The sequence below is a fragment of the Cupriavidus sp. F041 genome (assembly GCF_057814235.1).
Genome location: NZ_JBVASY010000002.1, coordinates 1,164,102 through 1,189,567 on the forward strand (window position 1 = coordinate 1,164,102; position 25,466 = coordinate 1,189,567).

Consider the following 25,466-nt stretch of genomic DNA (forward strand, 5'->3'; position numbering starts at 1 on the left):
TCACCGACACCACAGAACAGAATACTTACCGGATCAGAAGCGCCATGCAATTCTCGGAATCCTGGCTTCGCAGTTTCGTCAATCCCGACAAGATTTCCACCGATGCGCTCTCGCACAGCCTGACCATGGCCGGGCTGGAAGTGGAAGAGGTCGGCCCGGTCGCGCCGCCGTTCAACAAGGTAGTGGTGGCGCGCGTGCTTTCCACCGAGCGCCATCCCAACGCGGACCGTCTCAACGTTTGCCAGGTCGATGCCGGCACCGGCGAGAACCTGCAGATCGTCTGCGGCGCGCCCAACGTCGCGCCCGGCATCCTGGTGCCGTGCGCGCTGGTTGGCGCGGTGCTGCCGCCGTCTGAGGCGGGCGGCAAGCCGTTTGAAATCAAGGTCGGCAAACTGCGTGGCGTCGATAGCTTCGGCATGTTGTGCTCGGCGCGCGAACTCAAGCTGTCGGAAGACCACGGCGGCCTGATGCTGCTGCCCGAAGATGCGAAGATTGGCCAGGACATCCGCGAGTACCTGGATCTTGATGACCAGGTCTTCGTGATCAAGCTGACGCCCAACAAGGCAGACTGCCTGTCGATCCACGGCGTGGCACGTGAAGTTGCCGCGCTGACCGGTGCCGAGCTCCGGCTGCCCGAGATGAAGCCGGTAGCGGTGACGCTGACCGACAAGCTCCCGGTCAAGGTGTCGGCGCCCGACCTGTGCGGGCGTTTCTCTGGCCGCGTCATCCGCGGCGTGAACGCGCACGCGGCCACGCCGGCGTGGATGGTGCAGCGCCTGGAGCGGGCTGGGCAACGCAGCATCTCCGCGCTGGTCGACATCTCGAACTACGTGATGCTTGAACTTGGCCGTCCCTCCCATGTGTTCGACCTGGACAAGATCCACGGCGGCCTGGATGTGCGCTGGGGCCGCAAGGGCGAACAGCTCAAGCTGCTCAACGGCAATACTGTCGAGCTCGACGAGCAGGTTGGCGTGATCGCTGACGACAAGGAGATCGAGAGCCTGGCCGGCATCATGGGCGGCGACAGCACCGCCGTCACGCTGGACACCACCAACATCTACCTGGAAGCCGCCTTCTGGTGGCCGGAAGCGATCCAGGGCCGCTCGCGCCGCTTCAACTTCTCGACCGATGCCGGGCATCGCTTCGAGCGTGGCGTGGACTACGCCACCACGGTTGAGCATATCGAGCGCATCAGTGCGCTGATCCTCGAGATCTGCGGCGGCCAGGCCGGCCCGGTCGACGACCAGGTTGTCAACCTGCCGCAGCGCAAGCCGGTGCGCCTGCGTGTGGCGCGCGCCGAGCGCGTGCTCGGTATCGAGCTGTCGCCCGCGGTCATCGCCGACGTGTTCCTGCGCCTGCAGCTGCCGTTCACCCGCGAGCAAGGAGCGGACGGCGAAGTGTTCGTGGTCACGCCGCCGAGCTATCGCTTCGACATCGAGATTGAGGAAGACCTGATCGAGGAAGTGGCCCGTATCTACGGCTTCGAACGTATCCCGGCACGTCCGCCGATCGCCGAAAGCGAGATGCGCCCGACCGACGAAGCACGGCGCTCGACCCATGTCGTGCGCCACGCAATTGCCGCGCGCGACTACCAGGAGGTGATCAACTTCGCCTTCGTCGAAGAGAAGTGGGAGCGCGACTTTGCCAGCAACGACAACCCGATCCGCCTGCTGAACCCGATCGCCAGCCAACTGGCGGTGATGCGTTCCACGCTGATCGGCGGCCTGCTCGACAAGGTGCGCTACAACCTCAACCGCAAGGCATCGCGCGTGCGGATGTTCGAAGTGGGCCGCGTGTTCCATCGCGACGCCTCGGTTGCCGATGGCGGCCTGACGGTGGCCGGCTATCGCCAGCCGATGGTTGCCGGCGGCATTGCCTACGGCCCGGCCTTCGAGGAGCAGTGGGGCATCGCCACCCGCCCGGTGGACTTCTTCGACGTCAAGGGCGATGTCGAGGCCTTGCTGTTCCCGCGCGTCGCGCGCTTCGAGCCGGTATCGCATCCCGCGCTGCATCCGGGCCGCGCCGCGCAAGTAGTGATCGACGGCAAGGTGGCCGGCGTGATCGGCGAACTGCATCCGCGCTGGCTGCAGGAGTACGAACTGACGCAAGCGCCGGTTGTGTTCGAGCTGGACCTGCAGGCACTGCGTGAAGTGGGCCTGCCCAGCTACGCCGAAATCTCCAAGTTCCCGGCCGCCGTACGCGACCTGGCACTGGTGGTGAAGCAGTCGGTGCGCGTGCAGGACCTGCTGGACGCCATGCGCGAAGCCCTGGAAAAACAAGGCTCCGCCCGCTATTGCCAGAGCCTGGTGCTGTTCGACGAGTTCCGTCCGAAGGCAGCCTCGGCGGCCATTGGCGCGGACGAGAAAAGCCTTGCGTTCCGCGTGACCTTGCAAGATACTGGGGCGACCCTCCAGGACGAAACCGTCGATAGCGCGGTACGTTGCATGGTCGAAGCCGCCAGCGTTGCATTCCAGGCGCGGATGCGCAGCTGATCCACCAGCTGACATGACAATGGAGCGCCCGGACTTCCGCATCCGGGCGGATCGCCACACTGAATGACAATGAACGATCGACAAGCGTATCTCATGGCCGCAGCAATGGGTGGGGCAAGCGACCGGCAGGCAGCCTCCCATGACGACGAGACGTCCGACGCCCGCGTTGCCGAGGTGCCGACCCTGACCAAGGCCGAGCTCGCCGAAATGCTGTTCGACCAGGTCGGTCTCAACAAGCGCGAATCCAAGGATATGGTCGAAGCCTTCTTCGACGTGATCCGCGAAGCGCTGGAACATGGCGACAGCGTCAAGCTCTCCGGCTTCGGTAATTTCCAGTTGCGCGACAAGCCTCAGCGTCCCGGCCGCAATCCCAAGACCGGCGAGATCATTCCCATCACGGCACGGCGCGTGGTGACCTTCCATGCCAGCCAGAAGCTCAAGGGCCTGGTGGAAGAGCGAGCCGGCCTGGTGGCGGTGGCCGGCTGATCGTTTGCCAGTAGCGCGAGCACTCGTTATCCTGCTTGTCTCGTTTGTCCGCGCGCTATCCCGCGCGGACACCACAACCTCTCCCGGTACGGCCTGAAGCCCGCCCATTGACCGTATGTCGGAAAGATCCAGCGAACGCATCTTGTTGCCGCCGATTCCCGCCAAACGCTACTTCACCATTGGCGAAGTCAGCGAGCTTTGCGCCGTCAAGCCGCATGTGCTGCGCTACTGGGAGCAGGAGTTCACGCAGCTCAAGCCCGTCAAGCGGCGTGGTAACCGGCGCTACTACCAGCATCATGAAGTCCTGCTGATCCGACGCATCCGCGACCTGCTTTATGAGCAGGGCTTCACGATCAATGGTGCCCGCAATCGCCTCGACGAAGGGCGCCAGCACAGCCATGCGTCTGCTGAGGACGAGCAAGCGCTTGCTGCAGCGGCTGCCGATGAAGCACCGGTTTTCTCGCTCGACCTGAACAACCTGCGCAACGAACTCGTGGAAATCCAGCACTTGCTCGCGCAGCTTGAGCAGATCGCGAAACACGAATAAAAAGTGCAGCAAGGACTAGCCAATATTGAAAAGCGTCTGATATAATCTTTTTCTTTCGGGGCGTAGCGCAGCCTGGTAGCGTACCTGCATGGGGTGCAGGTGGTCGGAGGTTCAAATCCTCTCGCCCCGACCAAATTAGAGCCCACGTAATCAATCGGTTACGTGGGCTTTTCTCATTTCTGAATCAGCGCAGTCTTCAATGATATTGGAGAACTTCCAATATCCACCTTGATGCCATAACGGGCGCGCAGGTTTTACACGCGTGTGCGCATTCTGGCAAGAACGGGCAGACGCCCTCCGGGCTGCCAACGGCCACGAAACGGCACTTGTGCCCGCACTGCCATCGACGGCAATCTCGCGCTTTTCCGCGATGAGCCGCTCGGGCCTGCCCGTCTCACTCTCTTCAACCCGGCACAGCCCGTTCCACGTCCCGTCGGTGTCGGACGGCGCATGTTTGTTGCATTCAGGGTGCGATGGGAATCGGTCCGTATCGAACCTCGGGACCGTTCTGTGTCTTCGAGATCGATTCGACCAGGTAGATATGGCCTGGGACAAGTCCGGGAAGCGTTGCCGTGTGCTGCGTGACGAGGGCTGGATCCGGCGACGTATCGACTTGCACGCCATGGTGCTATGGAGTTGTGTCGACGATGGGTACGTGGTTGTCCAGGTGAATGTTCCTATGACCTCATTCGGGAAGCGTTGCTGTTGGTGGTTGAAGCGTCGTCACTGCCGCCGCAACCGCCCAAGCCGAAGACCAGCGCACCGAGGACCGCAAACTGCCCCATCCGACGCAGCTTCATCCTTGTTTCCTTTGTTCAGGTTGCGGCCAATGGGGCGCCTTCGAAGCCCGATTTTGCTGAATTGACTCTGGATGCGCATGCCCAAAATTGGTTATGCGCCAGGTGAGCCCGGCTTACGGCGCAAACAGGTTTGTCGGGAAGGACCAGCCGCCTCTACAATCAACCCATCGACGGCGCGGCGTACATGTCTTGCCGGGTAGACGTTTGCGGCCCACGGCGCGGGGAAGCAGACTTCACCGGATGCCGCTTATGTTGGCTTGTGCAATCGACAGGAGTGAGTGATGGCCAAACGCGAGCGCGCCGCCCGCGCCTTGCAGGACGAGGTAAGCCGGCGCATCCAGCGCATCGATGACATCGTTGAGGACGGCGCAAAGATCCGGGTGCCTGTGCCACAAGCGCATGCACGCGATGCGAGAGGACGTAACTGGGATATGAAGGTCTTCGGCAACGCCGCAGGCTACGAAAGGAGTATCCGGGCCGTGGTGGACAAGGCACGTGACGAATTCGACCTGACCGAGGTGCCGGGCCAGCAAAGCGCTGATCCCTTCGGCGCTTCCTCTTCGCCGGAGTAAGGGCTTCGTTGGAGTAACGACATGCAGGCTTGCGATCCCTGCCATCTTCTCGTTGGCGCACCGGCCACGGTGCAGCCGCATGAGAATCTGGCTGCATCCGGTGCGGGCGCGCTTGGCATGGACATCAATTCACGTTGGGTGGACCGGCCATGGCGCTGCACGGTCTGCGGCGCCTGGATGTTCCAGAATGCTGCCCACGGAGAGCCGCCCAACGTCTGGCGCATGGGGCGCCGCCCGCAGGATCGCCCCCAGGACCGGACTTAGACCCGGCGGCGGGTTCGTTGCCGCTCTCCCTGGCCGGGCGCTGCGCTGCGGCATGCTACGATGGCCGCAAAGGGAGACGCTATTCATGAATGAATCCAGAACGCAGAATTACCGAGGCTACGTGATTTTGATCTCGGTGCAGCAGCAGGAGCGGGGGTGCCTGGTGAGCGCCTCGATCGTCCAGGAGGCCAAGGGGGCGGTGCGCAATCCATCGCCCTTGCAATCCTGGGAGGGGCATGAGCAGGGCGAACTGCTGGAAGTGGCCGATCGGGCTCAGGCGCGCGCATGCCGGCTGATCGACGCGACCGTGGACCACGTTGCTTATGCCGCGGGCTGATCGATCGTCGTGCCTGGGCCCGCTGGCGCGATCGGCTGCTGGCTTGTCTTGCGCCGGATGAGCCAGCCGGAGGATTGTTCGTATTCGGCAGAAGTTTTGAGGGTGGGCCTACATGGCGCGGTCTGGCGGTCGTTAATCCCGATATGAAATCATTCGATGCTTGCGAAGAGGGCGCGGCCAACGCCGATGTCATGGGCTGGGGGTCTTCGCCCCCCCACGTATTGGCCGCCGTGCTCAATACTGCCCTGGCGGCAGAAGATCTGGACGGCTTTGCCGCGCTGTTGTCGGATATGGCGCGCGATCGCGGCTTCAAGGGCGCGCGTGGCTCGCACCAGTCCATCTACGATATGCCCTACGCCAGCCTGCTGCCGCGCCAGCAGCATCTGCTGGCCGATGCCTTTGAGTTGCTGATCCGCCTGGGCCTGGAGCTGCAGCCCCGCAGGCCGCGCGTGCTGGGCGATATCCGGGGCGGGCTCCTGGCGCACGGCAATCACGAGATTCCCTCCGACTAACGGGCACGCGGCCCGGCTGGCAGGGCGGGCGTGCGGCGTGCTAGCATCTCGCGAAAACGGGGCGTTGACGCAGCAATCCACCGTCACAGCGGACAGCCATGGTCAATGGCATGCAGGTCCATCTGTGGCGCAACGCGGCCTTCAGTCCTGAACAACCAGATCGCTGCACTGATGGCGACGTGTCGCCCGGTCCGATGCCGATCCCGACCGGGCGATGATGCCGACACGGCCCGCGCGCGCACGGCCGTGGCGTTCGAGGGGAGCGATCGCGTGTTGTGGAGGTATGTTATGGACGAAGACGAACCTTTCGGGGTTGTGTTCGAGGATTTTCGCGTCATCTGGGTGGCCGAGCGTTTGCAGGACGGCACATGGACCGCGCGCTATTGCTGGAGCCCCGGCACCTCCGAGGCCTCCGGCAAGGCACTCCGGGCCGCGGTGCTCGGCGGCAAGTCAAAGCGGCTGCTGGGGGACTTCAAGACCGAAGAAGAGACCGTCGACGCCATTAAGGCGGCGGTGTTGCTTGAGGCGAAATGGGGGCGGTGAAGCTAGGGCCTGGAGAGTTCAGGCAGCACGATGCTGCTCCATTTCCAGGTCCATAGGCCTTCTCGCGTCAGGCCGATGACAACGCGTTCGCCGTTGTCCTTGGTGGCGGAGGCTTCGACGCTGCCCCAGCCACGATAAGACAGGCCGTAATTGAGCGCATCCCTTGCGGCCTCCTGCTTTTCCTGCCCGGCCGGCTCGCTATTGCTGTCCGGCGGAGCCGGGGCGGGAGGCGCGGGCTTCGGCTGCGCCTGGGTGCCGGGCTTCTCGCCGGCCATCAGCGCCATGACGCCGGCGGGTGACACCATGGTGTCGATCATGGTGTTGATGACCGCCAGGCCGATCGCTTGCCCGATACCGGCAAAGGGCATGTTCTGCAATCCGGTCCCGCCAAGCTTCTGCTGCAGCGACAAGTTCAGCTGTGCCTTCAGGCTTTCGCGCAGGGCGGGATAGTCGACATAGCGGGAGAACTTGTCGGCATCCCGTGCTTCGATGGCGGAGCGCATCTGGTAGAGCGCCCAGTACGGGCTGGCGTAGCTGCTGGCAGCGACGGCGATCACCGCCGCGATGGCGGCTTTGGCAGGTTTGTTCATCGGGTTCCCGGTTGGAGCGCCAGCAACGGTACAGCGAGGCCGCTGTACCGTTGCTGGCAAACATTCCGCCATTGTCTCCAATCGGTAGCGTCTGCGTCTACCCGCCCGGCTGGCTGCGCTCCAGCAAGCCAATTTCCCGCACGGCTACCGACAGCATCGACAGGCCGGCCGCGCCCGTTGCACGCTGGTCCGCCAGCATGCGCGAGAAGCGCTCGATCTGCGCCTGCCGGCCACCTCGCCATGCCTCGATGAGCTGGGCCGGGGTGTCCAGTTCCTGCGGTTGCGCCAGCACGCTTACCGTCAGCGCGCGCTTGAGGCGGCCGAGATCTTCCAGTGTCGTGGTACGTGCCAGCAGGTCCCAGTGGCTGTCGGCAGGCAGTGCCAGCGCGCGTTCGCGCAGCCAGCCGAAGCTGAACTCCGTGTCGAGCGCGAAATACACACCTGCCACCAGCGCCAGGCTACGCCGCGTGGCGGCGGCTACCTCGGCAATATCCAGCGCCGCGGCGGAGATTTCTCCCGCGGCCACGCGCAGGGCCAGGCCATCGCCCACGCCGGACTGGCTCAGCGCCTGCCGTCGCTCGGCCAGCGCCGCGGCCTCGGGGCCGGCCAGGAGCGCGGGCAATTGCGGCGTGAGCCATGCCGCGGCCTCCGCGTAGCGTGCGCTGTGGCTGTCTGCCGGTCCGCCTGCCTGAGGATGCCGCAGGAACCAGAGACTGGCATGTTCCAGCAGCCGCCCCACAGCGACGAACATTTGCGCCTGTACCGCGTCGTCGACGCGGTTGTCGAGCGCGTCGATGTCCGCCCAGAGCGGCTCCAGGCCGAACACGTCGCGCGCGATCAGACAGGCGCGCACGATGTCGGCGGGACGCGCATCGGTCTCTTCCAGCATGCGATGGACAAAGGTGGCACCGACGCGGTTGACCAGTGTATTGGTCAGGTGCGTGGAAAGGATCTCTCGGCGCAGCGGGTGGCGCAGCATGGTGTCGGCATGCCGCTCGCGCAGTGGCTGCGGGAAGTAGGCGGGCAACAGGCCGGCCACCAGCGGGTCCTCGGGCAAGCTCGAGGCAAGCAATTCGTCATACAGCCACATCTTGCTGTAGGCCAGCAGCACCGCCCGCTCGGGCGAGGTCAGCCCCAGTCCGGCGGCCTTGCGTTCCACCAGTTCGTCCTCCGTTGGCAGGAATTCCAGCGCGCGCTTGAGGCGGCCTGCGCGCTCCAGCCAACGGATCAGCCTGCCTTCCGCATCGATCAGCGGGGCGGCGTTGCGGCCCGCCACGGACAGCGCCTGGGTCTGGTAGTAGTTGTCTTCCAGCACCAGCAGGCCGACCTCGTCCGTCATTTCCGCCAGCAGCTTGTTGCGCTGCTTTTCGGTCATCTCGCCATCCGCCACCGCCAGCCCGAGCAGGATCTTGATATTGACCTCGTGATCCGAGCAATCCACGCCGGCGGAATTGTCGATGGCATCGGTATTGATGCGTCCGCCATTGAGCGCGAATTCGATGCGGCCAAGTTGCGTGAAGCCGAGGTTGCCGCCTTCGCCGACTACCTTGCAGCGCAGCTCGGCGCCGTTGACGCGGACCGCGTCGTTGCTGCGGTCGCCCACTTGCAGGTGGCTCTCGTGGCTGGATTTGACGTACGTGCCGATGCCGCCGTTATAGAGCAGGTCGACCGGCGCCAGCAGGATGGCGTGGACCAGTTCGGCGGGCGACAGCGTAGTGGCTGTGATGCCAAGGCAGGCTTGCACCTCGGGTGTGATGGCGATGGTCTTGGCGGTGCGTGGAAACACGCCGCCGCCGGCCGAGACCAGGCTCATGTCGTAGTCGGCCCAGCTGGAACGCGGCAGCTCGAAGATGCGCTGGCGTTCGCGCAGGCTGGAAGCCGGGTCGGGGCTGGGGTCGAGAAAGATGTGGCGATGGTCGAACGCAGCCACCAGGCGGATGTGGGGCGACAGCAGCATGCCGTTGCCGAAGACATCGCCGGACATGTCGCCAACGCCGGCGACGGTGAAGTCGGTGGACTGGATATCGATGCCCATCTCGCGGAAATGGCGCTTGACCGATTCCCACGCGCCACGCGCCGTGATGGCCATTTTCTTGTGGTCGTAGCCTACCGAGCCGCCAGACGCGAAGGCGTCGCCGAGCCAGAAACCGTATTCGGCGGAGATCGCGTTGGCGTAATCCGAAAAGCTCGCCGTGCCCTTGTCCGCGGCGACCACCAGATAGGGGTCGTCGCCGTCCTCGCGTACCACTTCCGGGGGCGGCACCAGGGTGCCGGCGACACGGTTGTCGGTCACGTCCAGCAGGCCGCGCAGGAAGGTCTGGTAGCAGGCGATGCCTTCCTGCAGGAAGGCATCGCGGTCGGTTGCCGCCGGCGGCCGCTTGACCACGAAGCCCCCCTTGCTGCCCACTGGCACGATCACCGTGTTCTTCACCATCTGGGCCTTCATCAGCCCCAGCACTTCGGTGCGGAAATCTTCGCGCCGGTCGGACCAGCGCAGGCCGCCGCGCGCTACCGGGCCGCCGCGCAGGTGCACGCCTTCCACGCGCGGGGAATAGACCCAGATCTCGAACATTGGCCGCGGCTCGGGCAGGCCTGACACCAGTGCGGGGTTGAACTTGAACGAGAGGTAAGGGCGTGGCCCGCCGTCGGGGCCTTGGCGGAAATAGTTGGTGCGTACCGTGGCATTGATCACGCCCAGGAACAGGCGCAGGATGCGGTCCTCGTCCAGGTTGGGCACCTGGTCCAGGGCGGTGCCGATGGCTTGCAGCAATCGCTCGCAGCGCGCCGCGCGGGCGCTTTCCGCGACGGGATCGAAGCGTGCCACGAACAGTTCCACCAGCCGCGAGGCGATGGCCGGGTTGCCGGTCAGGGCCCGTTCGATATAAGCATCGCTGAAGGTCGATCCGACCTGGCGCAGATAGCGGGCATAGGCGCGCAGGATGGTCACGTCGCGCGCGGCCAGTTCGGCGCGCAGCACCAGCCGGTTGAAGTCATCGTTCTCGATCTCTCCGTTCCAGGCGCGCGCGAAGGCATCTTCGAACAGCGCCTTGATGCGTGCGATATCGGCGCCGAGGTCGATGCCGGTAGCCACGCCATCGGCCATTTCCAGTCCGAAATCGTGGACCCATACCGGCGCCGCGCCGTTCGGCTCGACCAGGTAGGGGCGCTCCTCGTCCACGCGCACGCCGAGGTGCTCCAGCATCGGCAGGCTGAGCGACAGCGCGATCGGCTCGCGTGCCCGGTAGACCTTGAAGCGGAACGCACCCGGCGCGGCTTCGATCGGCCGGTACAGGTTCATGGCGATGCCGCCGCTGGACTGCGCCGCTTCCATCAGTTCAATATCCCGCACCGCGGTGCGTGCCGGGTAGTCCTCGCGGTAGCCGGCGGGGAAGGCGTCGCCGTAGCGGCGCAGCAGGCGGTTGCCTTGCTCTTCGCCGGTGCTGTCCAGCAGGGCGGCGGCAAGGTCGTCCTGCCAGCGGCGGGCGGCCTGCACGATGCGCTCTTCCAGCTCCGCGGCGTTGACATCGGGCATGGTGCCGGGCTCGCCGCGCACGATCAGCTGGATGCGCGCCAGCGGCGACTCGGAGAGTTGCGGCGTGAATTCGCAGCTATTGCCGTGGAAGGCGGTCATCATCAGCTTCTGGATGCGCTGGCGCAAGTCGGTGTTGTACTTGTCGCGCGGCACGAACACCAGGCAGGAGACGAAGCGGTCGAAGCGGTCGCGCCGCACAAACAGGCGAATGCGCTGGTGCTCCTGCAGGCGCAGGATGCCAAGAGAAATGCCGAACAACTCATCTTCATCGGCCTGGAACAGTTCGTCGCGCGGGTATTGCTCGAGAATGGTGACCAGCGACTTGTAGAGATGGCCCTTGGTCAGGAACCCGGCGCGTGTCAGGATATTCTCGAACTTGCTGCGCACCAGAGGTATGTCCGCGATGGACATCATGTAGGCGGTGGAAGTGTAGAGCCCCACGAAGCGGCGCTCGCCGAACAGTTTGCCATCGGCGCCGATGAGCTTGACGCCGATGTAGTCCAGGTAGCCGGGCCGGTGCACGGTGGCCCGCGAGTTTGCCTTGGTCAGGAAAATCGGCGAACTGCCCTCGATGACGGCGGTGGCCGCAGCGGGCAACTCGGTGAGCGTGTCCGCGTCGGGCGTGCGCAGGCTTTCGCGCAGGATGCCGGCACCGGAGCCGGCCACGCCACGCAGGTAGAAGCGGCCGTCCTGGGTCACGAGTTCGTAGTCGCGCTGGCCCAGGAAGCAGAAATGATCGTCCAGCATCCATTCGAGGAAGGCGCAGGCTTCCTGTGTATCGGGCTGGCTGCCCTCCGAACCCTGTGTCAGCTTGTCGATGGTGGTGCGCGTGATGGCCGTCATCTGCGGCCAGTCTTCCACCGCGGCGCGCACATCGCCCAGCACGCGCGCAATGCCGCTGCGCAAGGCTTCTTGCGTGGCAGCATCGCCGCAGCGATCCACTTCGAAATGGATAAAGGACTCGAGGCGCGGGCCGCCGGCGGATTCGTTCGTGGGCGCGTCGCCCTCACTGCCTAGCCCCACTTTCGCAATGGTGCCGTCCGTGTCGCGCCAGACCTGGAAGACAGGGTGAATCGCCGAGTGCAAGGCCAGGCCAAGCCGGTTGACCTCCATGGTGACGGAGTCGACCAGGAACGGCATGTCGTCGTTGACGATCTCCACCACCGAGTGATCGGAGTGCCAGCCGTGCTGTTCAAGATTGGGGTTGTAGACACGCAGCCGCGCGTTGCCAGGGACGAAGCGCTGGGCGGTCTGCCAGTGCGCCATGACCGCGCCGTAGAGATCCGCTACCTCCCGCTTGAGCAGGTCTTCGGCATCGGCCAGGTCGTAGTAGTGGCGCAGGAAAGGCTCGACCTTGACGAACGTGTCGCCGGGCAGGCGGCCCTGTGCAAACTGGATGAGGTCGGCCAGCAACTGGGCCAGTCGCGCTTCGCTTTCCGCCAGCATGGTGTCTCCCCCAGACGGCTTGTTTCGGCAGTTTCATGCTGGCGATAACCCGGCGTGGCACCGATGCGCGGTGTCGTCGCGGTGGCAGCATGACCGTGCTAACTACTGTAGAGCATAAAGGGGGGCGCCGCGCACAAAGTGCGCTGCACGCCTGCGGGGAGCTGCCGCATGGCGAGGCGCTGGCATGCGAAAGGGTGGCTATGAAATTTACGACTGGGTTTTATGATTTTATATCTCCGCAGGAATGCTTTTCCCGTGGCTACACTGCTTACCTGCGCCTTACCGGCCGGTAGGACGCGCGAGCCGAGCAGGGCACCGGGTCCTGCCACTGCGCGCGGTACAGCCCCAGCCACCGGGACAGGCATCATGGAGACATAAAGATGTACAAGGAACGTATCCGGCTGGCCAGTCTGCTCGACAAGGTGATGCCGGCCCAGGCCGCGGCGGCGATGATCCGGGACGGCATGACCGTGGGCATGAGCGGGTTCACCCGCGCCGGCGACTGCAAGGCGGTGCCGGAGGCGCTGGCGCAGCGCGCGGCGACCGAGCCGCTGCGCATTACGCTGATGACCGGCGCTTCGCTGGGCAACGACACCGACAAGCTCCTGGCCGAAGCCAATGTGCTGGCGCGGCGCTTGCCGTTCCAGGTCGACACGACCTTGCGGCGCAAGATCAATGCGGGCGAGGTGATGTTCATCGACCAGCATTTGTCGGAGACTGTGGAGCAACTGCGCGGGCGGCAGATCGCGCCGGTGGACGTGGCGGTGGTGGAAGCCGTGGCGATCACCGAGGAAGGCGGCATTGTGCCAACCACCTCGGTGGGCAATTCCGCGAGCTTTGCGATGCTGGCCAGCAAGGTGATTGTCGAGATTAACCTCAATATGCCGGCCGGCCTCGAGGGCCTGCACGATATCTACCTGCCTGCGCAGCGCCCCCACCGCGAGCCGATCCCGTTGGTTTCGGTCGATCAGCGCATCGGCTTGCCCTATATTCCGGTCGATCCCGCGAAGATTGCGGCCATCGTGATCACGCAGAAGGATGACAGTCCATCCACCGCGCAGCCACCCGACCGGGAAACGCGGCAGATCGCGGGGCACCTGAACGATTTCCTCCTGCATGAGGTCCGGGCAGGCCGGCTGGCGCCGTCACTGCAACCCCTGCAGGCCGGTATCGGGACGATCGCCAACGCCGTGCTGCATGGCTTGATCGATTCGCCGTTCCGCGATCTCACGATGTATTCGGAAGTCTTGCAGGACAGCACGATCGAACTGCTCGATGCCGGGCGGCTGACCTTTGCCTCGGCTTCGTCCGTCACCTTGACCAGCGCCGTCTACGCGCGCTTCCTGGCAGACCTGGAGCGCTACAAGTCACGTGTGATCCTGCGCCCGCAGGAGATCAGCAACCACCCGGAGATATTGCGCCGGCTCGGCCTGATCACCATCAACACGGCGCTCGAGTGCGATCTCTATGGCAATGTGAATTCCACGCACGTGGGCGGCACGCACATGATGAACGGCATCGGCGGCTCTGGCGACTTTGCCCGCAACGCGCACATTTCCGTGTTCGTCACGAAGTCGGTGGCCAAGGCCGGCGCCATTTCCAGCATCGTGCCGATGGTTTCGCATGTGGACCACACCGAGCATGATGTCGATGTCATCGTGACCGAGCATGGCCTGGCCGATCTGCGCGGGCTGGCGCCGCGCGAGCGCGCGCAGCAGATCATTGCCAATTGCGCCGATCCGCTGTATCGGGATCTGCTGCGTGATTACGTGACGCGCGCCACGCGGCGCGGCGGACATACGCCGCACCTTATCGAGGAAGCGCTGGCCTGGCACGCGCGCTACCGCGAGGAGGGCACCATGGGCGGTCCCCAGGCAGCCCTGGCGGCTGCGTAAGCGGCGCGCGATCTTCCGGCGCCTCGTCCTCCCCGAATCTCCCTGGTTCTCCCTATCCCTTGAAGATAAGCACTGCCAGCACCAGGGAGGAAGCCATGAGGATCAGCACGTCTAGCATGATGGTCTCCGAAAAGGAGAAGGCCTGCCACGCCACGCAGCGGGGAAACCAGTGCATGCGGCAAGCGATGCTGGCCTGATCCTGCCTGCCTCCCGCAGGCCGGACAGTGCGCTGGCGCACCGTCCGGCGGGACGGCCTGCCGCCTATGCCTGCGGCTTACTGCTTGGTCTTGGCTCCGTCGGTATAGGGATCGAACGAGCCGGCCTTGGCGCCGTCGGTGTACGGGTCGGGCTTGCCAGCCTTTGCGCCGTCGGTGTACGGGTCGAACTTGCCGGACTTGGCGCCGTCCGTATAGGGATCGGCCTTCTTCTTGGTGCCGGAAGCGTTCAGGTTCGACTTGGTCGATTTCTTCGCGCCATCGGTGTACGGATCGAACTTGCCGGACTTTGCGGCGCTTTTATTGGGGTCCGTCTTGTTCGCATGGGCGCCGCCGTAAAGGTCGCCGCCTTCCGTGTAGTTCTTCTGGGCATGCGCCAGCTGCGCGCCGCCAAGGGCTGTCAGGGCGGCGATCGTCAGGGCGGCTACGGTCTTGTTGCGCATATTCATCCTCGTGAGTAATGAGTAATGGCCACGTGCAGGGGGCATGGCCGCATAAATGGTCGTTTGACCGGAAGACTTTACCGACTTGGGATGACCCTGCGAAGTCAATCTTTCTTCCCACTGTATTGAACCACTTTGCGCCCGCGCGGCTTCTGAGCCAGATCAAGTCAGGCGGTATCTTCCTGGGGGAAGACGTGGAGGGGAAAAAAGGGGGGGGGCGGCGCAGGGCGCAAGGGGGGGCTGGATGACAGTACAGCCGCAGGCACTGGCCCCGGCAAGGCCCGGCCGCAGGCGGCCGGGCCCTCCGGTCCTTATTCCAGCGTAATGTTCTGGTCGTGCGCGATCTTCTTGCGCAGGTCCAGTTCACGCTTGATCTGCGCGGCGTATTGCTGCGGCGTGTTGCCGTCGGGATAGGCGCCGCTCTCGGCCAGGCGGCGTTTCACGTTCGGATCCTGCAACGTCTTCACGGCAGCGTCGTGGACCTTGGTGATGATCGCGGCAGGCGTGCCGGCAGGCGCCACCAGGCCATACCAGGCCATATTGTTCATGTCCTTCATGCCGGCCTCGGCGAACGTCGGCACGTCAGGCAAGCCCTCCACGCGCTTCGGCGCCGCCACGGCGAGGGCGCGCAACTTGCCGGCCTGGATATGCGGCATGGACGATGGCAGGTTGTCGAACTGGCCGCTGACCTGCCCCGCCAGCGTGTCGTTCAGGGCCGGACCCGATCCCCGATAGGGGATGTGGACCATATCGGTCTTGGTCAGGAACTTGAACAGTTCGCCGTCGAGGTGGGAGATGCTGCCCTTGCCGGCCGACGCGTAGCTGTACTTGCCCGGGTTGGCCTTGACCAGCGCGATGAACTCTTGCAGGTTCTTGGCCGGTACCTTGGGGTTGATCGTCAGCACGTTCGGCACATTGACCAGGTTGGTAATGGGCGCGAAATCCTTGATCGGGTCGTAGGGGTTGCGGGCGTTGGTAGCCGGGTTGGTCGCCATCGTGCTCACCGTGGCGATACCCAGCGTGTAGCCGTCGGGCGCGGACTTGGCGAGGGCATCGGCGCCGATCGCGCCACCGCCGCCGCCGCGGTTTTCCACCACCACCACCTGGCCAAGTTCGCGGCCAATGCCGTCGGAGACCGCGCGGGCAACGATGTCCGTGGTGCCGCCAGCGGCAAACGGCACGATCAGGCGGATCGGCTTGTTCGGATAGGTTTGCGCCATGGCGCTGTGGCACAGGCCAAGGAGGGCCAGGCAGGCTGCGCTGCCAACATTCAGTACTGCTTTCAAGAGAGGCTCCCGAGGGTTCTAAGTATATGAGCGGACTGCTCGGCCGGGCGCGGGATACGGCGATCTGTGTCGACGTTGCCCTTGTTTATCCCGCCGACGCGCCGCAACGTTCCGCGGCAAGGGCTGCCGCGGAGCGCTGGAGTTTCTGGATTGGTTCCGTGATGCGGAACCATGTTCCGCAATGTGCTCCAGGCGCAATTCAACCGTGAAAGCTTGGCCGGCGGAATTGGTATCAACCCGCGTATGGATCGCAGCGCGGAGCGGGTAGGGCGAACGTATCGGCAGCCGCGGAAACTTGCATTGCGTGGCCTGGGCGCCGATGAGCCAAATGGAAATGAAAAAAGCCGGAAGCATTGCTGCTTCCGGCTTTTTGGAATTCGCTGGTGGGGCGTGAGTGACTCGAACACTCGACCTACGGATTAAGAGTCCGCTGCTCTACCAACTGAGCTAACGCCCCAACGAAGTCCAAGATTATAGCTAGCCGATTGTGACTATGCAATAGCTATTTTGCTGTTTTTCAAAGACCCCCTGTCTGGCCCAGAGCGAACTTGCGGCAGTGTTCGAGATAGACGACCTCGTGGCTGGCTATCAGGTCCAGCACGCTAGACCAGAGCCAGGACGGGGCATCGAGTTGCTTTGACCGGTTGCGGGCCAGTTCGGCTGGCCAGTCGCGTTGGGTGGCGAGATCCATCTGGCGCGCGTGGGCGTTGCCGAGCACCTCGCCGAGGTACATCGCGACGCGGCTGGCCTCCTCCTGGGGCAGCGTATCGATCTCCAGCTTCAGGTCCTGCGGCAGCAGTTCACGGATGAAGGGCTTCTTGCTGCTTGTCTTGGATGTCATGGTGTCGGGGGCGCCGCGCGCTGGCAAGAGGAAAGGGCCGGTCTGGCGGCGTCGGCCGTCCGGCGAACTGATGTCAGCGTACTCCATGCCATGCCGGCTCGCTGCCATTGTCACGCGCCCGTGGGCGGCCGGCGCGCATGGCCAGCGGCTACAATGCGCTCGTCTTCCATGTCCGCGGCCCCCGCTGCCGCGTCGAGCCAGAATCCGGAGCCCGTCATGCATGCCAGAGTCCTGCGCTACCTCGATGAGGTGGTGAACCGCGGTTCGATCCGCCAGGCCGCGCTGCATCTGCACGTGGCGCCGAGCGCGATCAACCGGCAGATACTGGACCTGGAGACCGAACTGGGCGCACCGCTGTTCGAGCGCATCAACAAACGCCTCCGGCTGACTCCGCTGGGCGAGATGGTGCTGGCGCACGTGCGGCAGACGCTGCGCCAGCACGAACTCTTGCGCAGCCGTATCGCGGCCGTCAAAGGTGTGCGCCAGGGCGAAGTGACAGTCGCCACGACCGCGGGGCTGGCCGGGTCGCTGATGCCTTCGCTGGTGCACGGCTTCCGCCAGCAATATCCGGGCATCCTGGTGCGCCTGCTGGATCTGCCCGTGGCGGACATCGTCAGCACCGTCGAGCGCGGCGATGCCGACCTCGGCCTTGCCTACGAACTGCCCGACATCGCCGCCTTTCGCATCCTGGCCAGCAGTGACTGGCATATCGGCGCGGTGGTCGCGCCCTCGCACGCGTTGGCTGCGCAGCCTTCGACGCTGCTAGGTGAATGCCTGGCTTACCCGGTGATCCTCCCCGCGCCGTCGCTGTCGATCCGCGCCATCCTGGACGAGGCCTTCGCGCGCGCGGCCATGGAGGTGTCGCCTGTGACCGAGACCACTTCGACGGCATTGATGCGGCGCCTGGTCATGCTTGGGTCCGGCGTCGCTTTCCTGAACCCCCTCGATGTGCTGGAGGAGCGCGCGCGCGGCGCGCTCGCATGGGTGCCCTTGCGCGACGGCAAGCTGCCGTGCCAGACGTTGCGGCTGGTGGCGCGCGCGCGCAACCCGCTGAGCCCGGCGGCGAGTCTGATGGCGGAGCGGATCGGCGCAGGCCTGGCGGAACTGTTCGGGAGCCTGCGCTAGATCGGCCCGCTGGACCTGGCCCTGGCGCAACACGGTGGCTGTGCTGTTTTTGCGTACACCGTCGGTGGAATTCGATGCTTTGCGGCTGGCCGCCGCCGTCTTAGACTGTCTGAGCCGGTCAATACGACGCCGGCTGGCCAGCCCCGGCGCTGCATCGCTATCCACCCCTGATCCGAAGATCCCGTCATGACTCTCATCCTTATCAATGCAGACATCCTGGTTACCATGGATGTGCAGCGCCGCGAGATTCCGGGCGGCGCGCTGGTAGCCCAAGGCCCGTCGATCGAATGGGTGGGCGCCAGCGCCGAGTTGCCGCAGCAATACCGCCGGCTGATCGACGAAGGCCGCGCCGAGGTGCTCGACATGCGTGGCCAGGTGGTGATTCCGGGTCTGGTCAATACGCACCACCACATGTACCAGAGCCTGACCCGCGCCGTGCCGGCCGCGCAGGACGCGGAGCTGTTCTCCTGGCTGAGCAATCTCTACATGTTGTGGTCGCACCTGACGCCGGAGATGATCGATGTGTCGACCCGGACCGCGATGGCGGAATTGATGCTGTCCGGCTGCACCACCACCAGTGACCATCTTTATCTTTACCCCAACGGCTCGCGCCTGGACGATTCGATTGCGGCCGCGGCGCAAATGGGCATGCGTTTCCATGCCGCGCGCGGATCGATGAGCGTGGGCCGCAGCAAGGGTGGCCTGCCACCCGACTCGGTGGTGGAGGAGGAGCGGGCGATCCTGAGCGACAGCCAGCGGCTGATCGAGCAATACCACGACGCTTCGCGCCATGCCATGCTGCGCGTGGTGGTGGCGCCATGCTCGCCGTTTTCCGTGTCGCGCGACCTGATGCGGGAGTCGGCGATGCTGGCGCGCAACTATGGCGTGTCGCTGCATACCCACCTTGCCGAGAACGATAACGACATCGCCTACTCGCGCGAGAAGTTCGGCCTGACGCCCGCGCAGTACGCCGAGGAACTCGGCTGGGTCGGACCCGATGTGTGGCACGCGCACTGCGTCAAGCTGGACGACGAAGGCATCGCGCTGTTCGCCCGCACCGGCACGGGCGTGGCCCATTGCCCTTGCTCCAATATGCGGCTGGCTTCAGGCATTGCGCCGGTGCGCGCGATGCGCGATGCCGGCGTGCCGGTCGGCCTGGGGGTGGACGGCAGCGCTTCGAACGATGGCGCTCATATGCTGGGCGAGGTGCGCCAGGCGATGCTGTTGCAGCGGGTAGGATACGGGCCCGCCGCCATGAGCGCGCGCGAGGCACTGGAGATTGCCACCCTGGGAGGCGCGCGCGTGCTGGGCCGCGACGATATCGGTGCCCTGGCGCCGGGCATGTCGGCTGACTTCGTGGCCTTCGACATGGGGCAGGTGGCTTACGCCGGTGCGGGCCATGATCCGGTGGCGGCGCTGGTGTTCTGCACGCCGGGCAATGTCGCTACCAGTGTGATCAACGGCAAGGTGGTGGTGCGCGACGGCGAGCTGCGCACGGTGGAATTGTCGCGCGTGCTGGCGCGGCACCGCGGGCTCGCGCGCGAATTGTTCGAGCGCGCAAGCGCAGGTTGACGCGAGTCCCGGATGCGGCGCGCGCATGACCCCACTCGAGTGGGGCTGCGTCATGTCTCCAACGTATTCACACTAGGCGACGGGACGTTCTCGGAGCGCCCCTGACCCTTCTCAGCCTGCGACAACACAATTGTCGCGGGCTTTTTTTTGTATGTTTTTATGAGGAGATTTTTTGGGGAGGGGGAGATGCGCCAATGAAAAAAGCCAGAAGCATTGCTGCTTCCGGCTTTTAGAATTCGCTGGTGGGGCGTGAGTGACTCGAACACTCGACCTACGGATTAAGAGTCCGCTGCTCTACCAACTGAGCTAACGCCCCAACGAAGAAAAAGATTGTATCATTGTTTTTGCGTTTGTCAAACCCCTTCCTGCGAATTTTTCCTGCGCGAGCGGGATCGCGGATGGCATGTACGAACTGCCCCGGTTCCTGCAGCGATGCGAAGGCGCAGGGGCTTTTTCATGCACCGGATCCATGCATTCATGCCATGGGAACTCGCCTGGTGCATCGGCAGTCATGCTTGGAGACGAGCGAGGCGTAGGCCTTTGCGGACGAGTCGGGCCGACCCATGTTAGGATGAATCTTCACTTGCAATGGAGGGCTGTACCGATGGATATCAAATTCCAAGAGCAAGATCGCTACGATATCAATAATGAAGGCTTGCTATTCCACGCTGTTGTCAACGGCGAACAAGTCACCTGCGTGGTGACGCGCGAAGCGCTGTGGGAAGGCTTCAGTGCCGACCAGGTCTTGTCGCTGGAAGAGGCTTTCCGCGCCGGACGCGAGACAATCGAGCGTGCCGCCGTGGTGCTGATCGAGCAGGGCGCCGCCCAGCCGGTGGTGGTCAAGCGCGCCCATGTGGCGCCGCTCTGAAACGGGGCTCAGGCCGGGTCGGTCATCGGTCCGATCCCGGGCTAACGTTTCATGTTGTTGCGGCTTCTCGCCGCGTGGCGCCGGTTCCACGCCGGCGTTTCTCTTTTCCGTTCCCGCGTTCATGCCTTGCCGGGTTCAGGTCACGTTCCAGATCTAGTCGTACTTTTTCCTACGCCGCGCCATGGAGCGCTCCGCCCGGGCGGCTTGCGCATTCCTCGAAGATTCGCGCCTGGCATTGCGCGCACCCGGCGGGATCCAGGCGGGCAATGATGGTGTGCAGCGCCTGCCGCTTGGTGGAGAAGATATGCCCGTCGCCCAGCTTTAGCGCAAAGCCGGTCTGATCCCAAGTCTGCAGAACCTGCGTGCGCGGACGGTGGAAATACAGGTCGCCGCCGGTGGCACGCCGTTCGGCCAGCTCGCTTTCCCACATTTCGGCGCCGGCCAGGTCGATGAAGTTCATGCTCTTGGTCATGGCCAGCAGATGGATCTGTCCAGGATGGGCGCTGCGTGCTTCGTGCAGCCGGTCGGTGACGTACTGGACAGCGCCGAAGTAGATTGCGCCTTCCATGCGCAGCAGCTTGAGTTGAGGACATTCCGGCTGCGGGCGGTGCAACTCGTCCAGCGGCGTAAAGCGGCGGTCGGGATCGTCCGCGTCGGGCACCAGGCTGCGCACAGCCGGCCGCGACGTGCGATAGAGATAGGCAACCAGCGACAAGATGGTGCCGAGCAAAACCGCCATTTCCAGACGGATGGCCAGCGTGGCGGCAAAGGTGCTGATGGCGATGGCGAATTCGGTCCGGCTCAGGCTGGCGATGCGGCGCAGCCGGGAGAAATCGAACAGGCCCCAGGCCACCAGGATCAGCATCGCGGCGATTGCCGCGAGCGGAATCCTGGCCAGCAGCGGTGCGCTTGCGGTGACCAGCACGACCAGCAGCACGGCCGAGAAAATGCTGGCCAGCGGCGTCTGCGCGCCCGCTTCATAGTTGGGCATCGAGCGGTTCAGCGAGCCGCAGGAGATATAGGCGGAGAAGAAGCCACCCGCGATATTGGACAAGCCCTGGCCGATGAACTCGCGGTTGGCGTCGATGTGCTGGCCTGAGCGCAGGGCAACCGCCTTGGCGATCGATATCGACTGGCCGAGCGCCACGATGGTGAGCGCGGCGGCGATGCCCAGCAGGTCGGGGATGGCCTGCCAGGAGATGTCGGGCACGTGCAAGGGCGGAATGGCCGACGGTATCGGGCCAACCACGTTGACGTGGCGCGCGCCTTCGCTCCAGCCCGGCGCATTGAGCAGCTGGGCGATGCCGTAGCCCGCCAGCAGGCCGATCAGCATGAAGGGCAGCCGGCGCGAGACGCGCTTGACGGCGAGCGTGACCGCCAGCGTGACCGCGGCCACGGTGAACGCGCTCCAGTTGATGGTGTCGGCGTTGTCGAGCAGGAAGCGCACTACGCCGAAGGCGCTCGTGCCCGTGGGCACGGCCAGCCCGAACAGGTCCTTGAGCGCATAGAGCCCGATCAGCGTCGCCGCGCCGCAGGTGAAGCCAAGCAGCACCGAGGGCGAGATAAAGTTGGCGAGCGAACCGAGGCGCAGGGTGCCCACGGCAAGCTGCAGCAAGCCGACCATGACGGTGACGGCAAGCGCGAGATTGATGTACTCCGGACTGCCGGCAAAGGCCACTGGACTCAGCATGGCGAACAGCGCCAGCGAGTTGGCGTTGGTCGGCCCGGACATCACGTGCCAGCTCGACCCGAACAAGGCCGCCACGATGCAGGGGATGACGGCCGCATAGATGCCGTACTGTGGAGGCAGGCCGGCGAGGGTGGCGAAGGCTACCCCCTGCGGCAGCACCAGCACGGCGCCGAGCAGGCCCGCGATCAGGTCGGCGCGCAAGGAGGCCGGGCTTACGCGGTGCCGCCATGCCGGCAGCAGGCGCCCAAGCACGCCGCCTGTTCCGCCTTGCGCTGCAGGCACGGTCATGCGCGCGGGTCTCGCTCGGTGAAGGTTTCCAGCAGTTCGTCGAGCGCGCCATAGACCTTGCCGAGCCGCTCGGCGCCGATCATCTGCTCGAGCTCCTCATAGCGCCGGTCGATCAGCGGCTCCATCTCGGCGATCACGGCGCGGCACTTGTCGGTCAGCGAGATCAGCTGGCGGCGCTGGTCCGTGGTGGAGCGGGAGCGAAGGATCAGGCCCGCTTCCTCCATGCTCGACAGCATGCGGGTCAGGCTCGGGCTCAGGATGAGGCAGGCATCGGCGACCTGGTTCGGCTCCATTTCGCCCTGCTCGCTGAGGGTGCGCACCACGCGCCATTGCTGCTCGGTCATGCCGTGCTGGCGCAGGATGGGCCTGAAGCCCGCCATCAGCGTTTCGCGGGCTTGCAGCAGCAGGTGGGGAAGGTTGCGGTGGCGGAAGGTGGCCGGTTTCATGCCCGCAAGTGTAGCTGTGCGGCGGCCCGGAAGCGAGACGGTGGCTTCCCGGATATCCCGAACGCTGGCTTGCGCATACCGCTTTAACCCAGGGCGAGCGTCGCAACCACCGGCGTGTGGTCCGACGGCTGCTCCCAGGTGCGCGGCACGCGATCGATCACGCAGGCGCTGCAAACATCGCGCAAGGCCGGCGACAGCAGGATGTGGTCGATGCGCAGGCCGGCATTGCGGCGGAAGGCGAACATGCGGTAGTCCCACCAGGAGAAGCTCTTCTCGGGCTGCTCGAACATGCGGAAGGCATCGGTCAGGCCGAGCGCCTCCAGCGCCTTGAAGGCGTCGCGCTCCGGGGGCGATACCAGGTTCTGGCCTTCCCACTTCTTGGGATCGTGCACGTCGCGGTCTTCGGGCGCGATATTGAAGTCGCCCAGCAGCGCGAGCTTCGGGTACTTCGCCATCTCCTCTTGCAGCCACGCCGTCATCGCCTGCAGCCAGCCCAGCTTGTAGGTGAACTTGTCGGAGTCCGGCGCCTGGCCGTTGGGGAAATACGCGCACACCAGGCGCACGTCGCCGTAGGTGGCCGCCACCACGCGCTGCTGGGCGTCGTCGTAGCCGGGGATATTGCGCACCACGTCGGTGGGCGCCGCCATGCTAGCGTTGCGCGCCAGGATCGCCACGCCGTTGTAAGTCTTCTGGCCGGTGAACACGCTGTGGAAGCCCGCGCTCTCCAGTTCGGCCAGCGGGTACTTGTCGTCCGGCATCTTCAGTTCCTGCAGGCACAGGGCGTCGATCGGCGTGTCGGCTTTTTCCTGCTCGATCAGCCAGCCCAGCACTTGCGGTAGCCGGACCTTGAGCGAGTTGACGTTCCAGGTGGCGATTCTCATCTTTGTTTGTCCTATTGATCTAAAGATCTAAAACGCATTTTACAGGGCTGGAACCCTTTGGCCCCGCCCGGCCTTTCACCAACGAACACCTCGTGGATCACGCTCCCGGTCCGGATCTGGCCGCCGGCCGCATCGCCTGGTCGCTGCGCTGCGTGGACGCCGCCCTGATTCAGACCCACGTTTCATGCAAATGGCGCCAGGCAACGCGGGCGTCGCCTGCAAGCACGAACAGCGCCGTGGCGCGCCGTTTGGACGCGCCCTCGTTCCAGGTCTGCGTTTCGCGGTAGGTGACCGTGGCCGAGTCAGCATCCTCGTACACGAGCGTCAACTCATCGATATCGATCCGCAGTCCGGCCCTGGCGCAACGCAGGCGTGTGAAGAGCGAGGGAAGCCGCGTTCTTCCAGCCGTGTTCCGTTCGGCGAGATCATGCTGAAGCCTGGCTCGAATCGTTGAAGCAGCTTGTCGAGTACCGGGTCGGGGCATTCGGCGTTGGACAGCCATTGCTCGATCAGCGTGTGGGTGTCCAGCGGCGCCAGGGTTTGTGCGACGCTGGAGCAGATGCCGCCTCCCACCCCCATCAATAGAAACGTACACGCGCCGCGTCGGCGCCAAGGTCCGCGGGTTCATCGACCACCTGCGCGATTCCGGCGCGCGAGGCAGTTGATTCGCACGTTGCTGGCCGGACGTAAGCCGGCGCGGCCTCAAGGCTTGAAGGAGCCCTCGATGGCATAGCGCGAGCCCGGATGCACCAGGCGCGCCAGCGTAATCGGCGAGCCCTGGCTTTCGGTGCGCCGGACCACGATCAGGCAAGGCTCGGCCGGCTTGATGCCCAGCAACTCGGCCTCCTGCTCGGTGGGCAGTTGCGCCTCGATCGAGTACTGGGCCTCCCATAGCGGTGCCACGGTCAGCAGGTAATTGGTGGGCGTGGTCTTGGTGAAGTCCACGTCCAGGTAGTCGGGTGCGCGGGCGGGGTTGACGTAGCGGTCCTCGCACAGCAGCGGCACGCCGTTCTCGCTATGGACGATCAGGGTGTGGAAGACCGGGCTGCCGACGGGCAGTCCCATGCGCTGAGCCAGGGCCTCGTTGACCACTTCGGCGCGCGCCATATGCACGTCCGAGCGATGACGGTGGCCGCGTTCGGTGATCTCGTCGTGCAAGTCGCGGATGGTCAGGGTAGACGACGCGCGGTAGGGCTGGGTGGCGAACGTGCCCACGCCCTGTACGCGCTCCACCAGCCCTTCGGCCTGCAGTTCGCGCACCGCCCGGTTGGCCGTCATGCGGCTGACGCGGAACTGCGTGACCAGTTCGGACTCCGACGGCATCAGCGTGCCCGGCGGCCAGCGCCCGGCACTGAGTCCTTCCTTGAGGTAATTCTTGATGTGCGCGTAGGCGGCGGCGGGTGGCAGGTAGGTCATGGCACGCATATTACTTGACCGGGCTTGTCTAGCCAATTTCCATTTTTCGAAGACTCCCGGGTAGCAGGGCGGCAAGGCCCGGCCCGGATCAAGGTAGTCCCGACTCGTTGATTTATTGTCCTTTCTTGTATATACAAGAATAAGCAACCGGGAAGTGACTCCCGGGTGAAATAAGAAGGATAAGAAGGGCTGCATCTCCCTGTATCCCGCGCTCGCCGCGACCTGGTTCGGCACGGCCAATCTCGGGTCCATCCTCGGGGCGCTGTATATCGCGGTCGGGGTTGCCGCGATGGCCGGCGGTAGCCTCGCGGGCTGGCTCTTCGATACCTACGGCAATTATTCGGCCGCGATTGCAGCGAGCGGATGCTGCGCGTTGGCT

At 64.8% G+C, this 25,466-nt stretch carries 23 protein-coding genes and 3 tRNA genes; 12 read left to right on the plus strand and 14 right to left on the minus strand.

Annotation, left to right across the window (positions count from 1 at the left end):
* Positions 1–44: 44 nt before the first annotated feature.
* The 8 genes from pheT (at position 45) to ACZY0R_RS22545 (ending at position 6,553) form a co-directional block, all read left to right on the plus strand.
* Positions 45–2,492 carry a phenylalanine--tRNA ligase subunit beta gene (pheT, locus tag ACZY0R_RS22510; RefSeq protein ID WP_488861330.1) on the plus strand — a complete coding sequence of 816 codons (2,448 nt, stop codon included), beginning with the start codon at positions 45–47 and terminating at the stop codon, positions 2,490–2,492.
* A gap of 69 nt (positions 2,493–2,561) precedes the next feature.
* Positions 2,562–2,978, plus strand: coding sequence for an integration host factor subunit alpha (locus ACZY0R_RS22515; RefSeq protein ID WP_045240061.1), 417 nt, complete (start codon positions 2,562–2,564; stop codon positions 2,976–2,978).
* 115 nt (positions 2,979–3,093) lie between these two features.
* On the plus strand, positions 3,094–3,525 hold the full coding sequence (locus ACZY0R_RS22520; protein WP_488861332.1) for a MerR family transcriptional regulator: 432 nt from the start codon (positions 3,094–3,096) through the stop codon (positions 3,523–3,525).
* A gap of 56 nt (positions 3,526–3,581) precedes the next feature.
* Positions 3,582–3,658 (plus strand) — tRNA-Pro (locus ACZY0R_RS22525).
* A 948-nt stretch (positions 3,659–4,606) separates the two neighbouring features.
* Entirely contained in the window at positions 4,607–4,897 is a 291-nt protein-coding gene (locus tag ACZY0R_RS22530) for a hypothetical protein (RefSeq protein ID WP_488861334.1), read from the plus strand.
* A 349-nt stretch (positions 4,898–5,246) separates the two neighbouring features.
* A complete protein-coding gene (locus ACZY0R_RS22535) occupies positions 5,247–5,498 on the plus strand; it encodes a hypothetical protein (protein WP_045240065.1) in 252 nt (83 codons plus the stop codon).
* A gap of 143 nt (positions 5,499–5,641) precedes the next feature.
* Entirely contained in the window at positions 5,642–6,010 is a 369-nt protein-coding gene (locus tag ACZY0R_RS22540; RefSeq protein ID WP_045240066.1) for a hypothetical protein, read from the plus strand.
* Between the two features lie 288 nt (positions 6,011–6,298).
* Positions 6,299–6,553, plus strand: a complete 255-nt coding sequence (locus ACZY0R_RS22545) for a hypothetical protein (RefSeq protein ID WP_488861337.1) — start codon at positions 6,299–6,301, stop codon at positions 6,551–6,553.
* 2 nt (positions 6,554–6,555) lie between these two features.
* On the opposite strand, the gene ACZY0R_RS22550 is transcribed toward ACZY0R_RS22545, so the two are convergent.
* Positions 6,556–7,143, minus strand: coding sequence for a DUF2939 domain-containing protein (locus ACZY0R_RS22550; RefSeq protein WP_488861339.1), 588 nt, complete (start codon positions 7,141–7,143; stop codon positions 6,556–6,558).
* Positions 7,144–7,240: 97 nt separating this feature from the next.
* Complete coding sequence (locus ACZY0R_RS22555; RefSeq protein WP_488861341.1) at positions 7,241–12,121, minus strand: NAD-glutamate dehydrogenase; 4,881 nt, start codon at positions 12,119–12,121, stop codon at positions 7,241–7,243.
* A 380-nt stretch (positions 12,122–12,501) separates the two neighbouring features.
* Between ACZY0R_RS22555 and scpC the strand changes: the two genes are divergently transcribed.
* Positions 12,502–14,016 (plus strand): succinyl-CoA:acetate CoA-transferase ScpC, encoded by a 1,515-nt coding sequence (scpC, locus tag ACZY0R_RS22560; protein WP_488861343.1) that lies wholly within the window; start codon positions 12,502–12,504, stop codon positions 14,014–14,016.
* A gap of 52 nt (positions 14,017–14,068) precedes the next feature.
* Here the strand turns inward: scpC and ACZY0R_RS22565 are convergent, their stop codons facing one another.
* From ACZY0R_RS22565 to ACZY0R_RS22585, 5 genes are all read right to left on the minus strand, one after another.
* Entirely contained in the window at positions 14,069–14,191 is a 123-nt protein-coding gene (locus ACZY0R_RS22565; protein ID WP_441627272.1) for a hypothetical protein, read from the minus strand.
* A gap of 99 nt (positions 14,192–14,290) precedes the next feature.
* A complete protein-coding gene (locus ACZY0R_RS22570) occupies positions 14,291–14,674 on the minus strand; it encodes a hypothetical protein (RefSeq protein ID WP_045240071.1) in 384 nt (127 codons plus the stop codon).
* A 311-nt stretch (positions 14,675–14,985) separates the two neighbouring features.
* Complete coding sequence (locus tag ACZY0R_RS22575) at positions 14,986–15,960, minus strand: tripartite tricarboxylate transporter substrate binding protein BugE (protein WP_045240072.1); 975 nt, start codon at positions 15,958–15,960, stop codon at positions 14,986–14,988.
* Positions 15,961–16,341: 381 nt separating this feature from the next.
* A tRNA-Lys gene (locus ACZY0R_RS22580) sits at positions 16,342–16,417 on the minus strand.
* Between the two features lie 60 nt (positions 16,418–16,477).
* Positions 16,478–16,801 (minus strand): DUF2252 family protein, encoded by a 324-nt coding sequence (locus ACZY0R_RS22585; protein WP_488861346.1) that lies wholly within the window; start codon positions 16,799–16,801, stop codon positions 16,478–16,480.
* Positions 16,802–17,017: 216 nt separating this feature from the next.
* Here ACZY0R_RS22585 and ACZY0R_RS22590 point away from each other — a divergent pair, with 216 nt between their 5' ends.
* Both ACZY0R_RS22590 and ACZY0R_RS22595 read left to right on the plus strand, forming a co-directional pair.
* A complete protein-coding gene (locus tag ACZY0R_RS22590; protein ID WP_488861348.1) occupies positions 17,018–17,926 on the plus strand; it encodes a LysR substrate-binding domain-containing protein in 909 nt (302 codons plus the stop codon).
* Between the two features lie 186 nt (positions 17,927–18,112).
* The gene (locus ACZY0R_RS22595) at positions 18,113–19,498 is read left to right on the plus strand and encodes an 8-oxoguanine deaminase (RefSeq protein WP_488861350.1); all 1,386 of its coding nucleotides are present in this window, start codon (positions 18,113–18,115) and stop codon (positions 19,496–19,498) included.
* 240 nt (positions 19,499–19,738) lie between these two features.
* Here the strand turns inward: ACZY0R_RS22595 and ACZY0R_RS22600 are convergent.
* A tRNA-Lys gene (locus ACZY0R_RS22600) sits at positions 19,739–19,814 on the minus strand.
* Positions 19,815–20,102: 288 nt separating this feature from the next.
* Between ACZY0R_RS22600 and ACZY0R_RS22605 the strand changes: the two genes are divergently transcribed.
* Positions 20,103–20,366, plus strand: coding sequence for a DUF1488 family protein (locus tag ACZY0R_RS22605; RefSeq protein ID WP_045240075.1), 264 nt, complete (start codon positions 20,103–20,105; stop codon positions 20,364–20,366).
* 169 nt (positions 20,367–20,535) lie between these two features.
* Here the strand turns inward: ACZY0R_RS22605 and ACZY0R_RS22610 are convergent, their stop codons facing one another.
* From ACZY0R_RS22610 to hutC, 6 genes are all read right to left on the minus strand, one after another.
* Positions 20,536–22,344 (minus strand): SulP family inorganic anion transporter, encoded by a 1,809-nt coding sequence (locus tag ACZY0R_RS22610; protein WP_488861352.1) that lies wholly within the window; start codon positions 22,342–22,344, stop codon positions 20,536–20,538.
* Positions 22,341–22,790 (minus strand): homoprotocatechuate degradation operon regulator HpaR, encoded by a 450-nt coding sequence (hpaR, locus tag ACZY0R_RS22615; RefSeq protein WP_488861354.1) that lies wholly within the window; start codon positions 22,788–22,790, stop codon positions 22,341–22,343. The genes ACZY0R_RS22610 and hpaR overlap by 4 nt, the downstream gene beginning before the upstream one ends.
* Before the next feature lie 83 nt (positions 22,791–22,873).
* Positions 22,874–23,671, minus strand: coding sequence for an exodeoxyribonuclease III (gene xth, locus ACZY0R_RS22620; RefSeq protein WP_488861356.1), 798 nt, complete (start codon positions 23,669–23,671; stop codon positions 22,874–22,876).
* A gap of 169 nt (positions 23,672–23,840) precedes the next feature.
* Positions 23,841–23,990: a hypothetical protein gene (locus tag ACZY0R_RS22625; RefSeq protein WP_488861358.1), complete on the minus strand. Its 150-nt coding sequence runs from the start codon at positions 23,988–23,990 to the stop codon at positions 23,841–23,843.
* Between the two features lie 5 nt (positions 23,991–23,995).
* On the minus strand, positions 23,996–24,250 hold the full coding sequence (locus tag ACZY0R_RS22630) for a hypothetical protein (protein ID WP_488861360.1): 255 nt from the start codon (positions 24,248–24,250) through the stop codon (positions 23,996–23,998).
* Between the two features lie 123 nt (positions 24,251–24,373).
* Complete coding sequence (gene hutC / locus ACZY0R_RS22635) at positions 24,374–25,087, minus strand: histidine utilization transcriptional repressor HutC (RefSeq protein WP_082095066.1); 714 nt, start codon at positions 25,085–25,087, stop codon at positions 24,374–24,376.
* Positions 25,088–25,466: the final 379 nt, after the last annotated feature.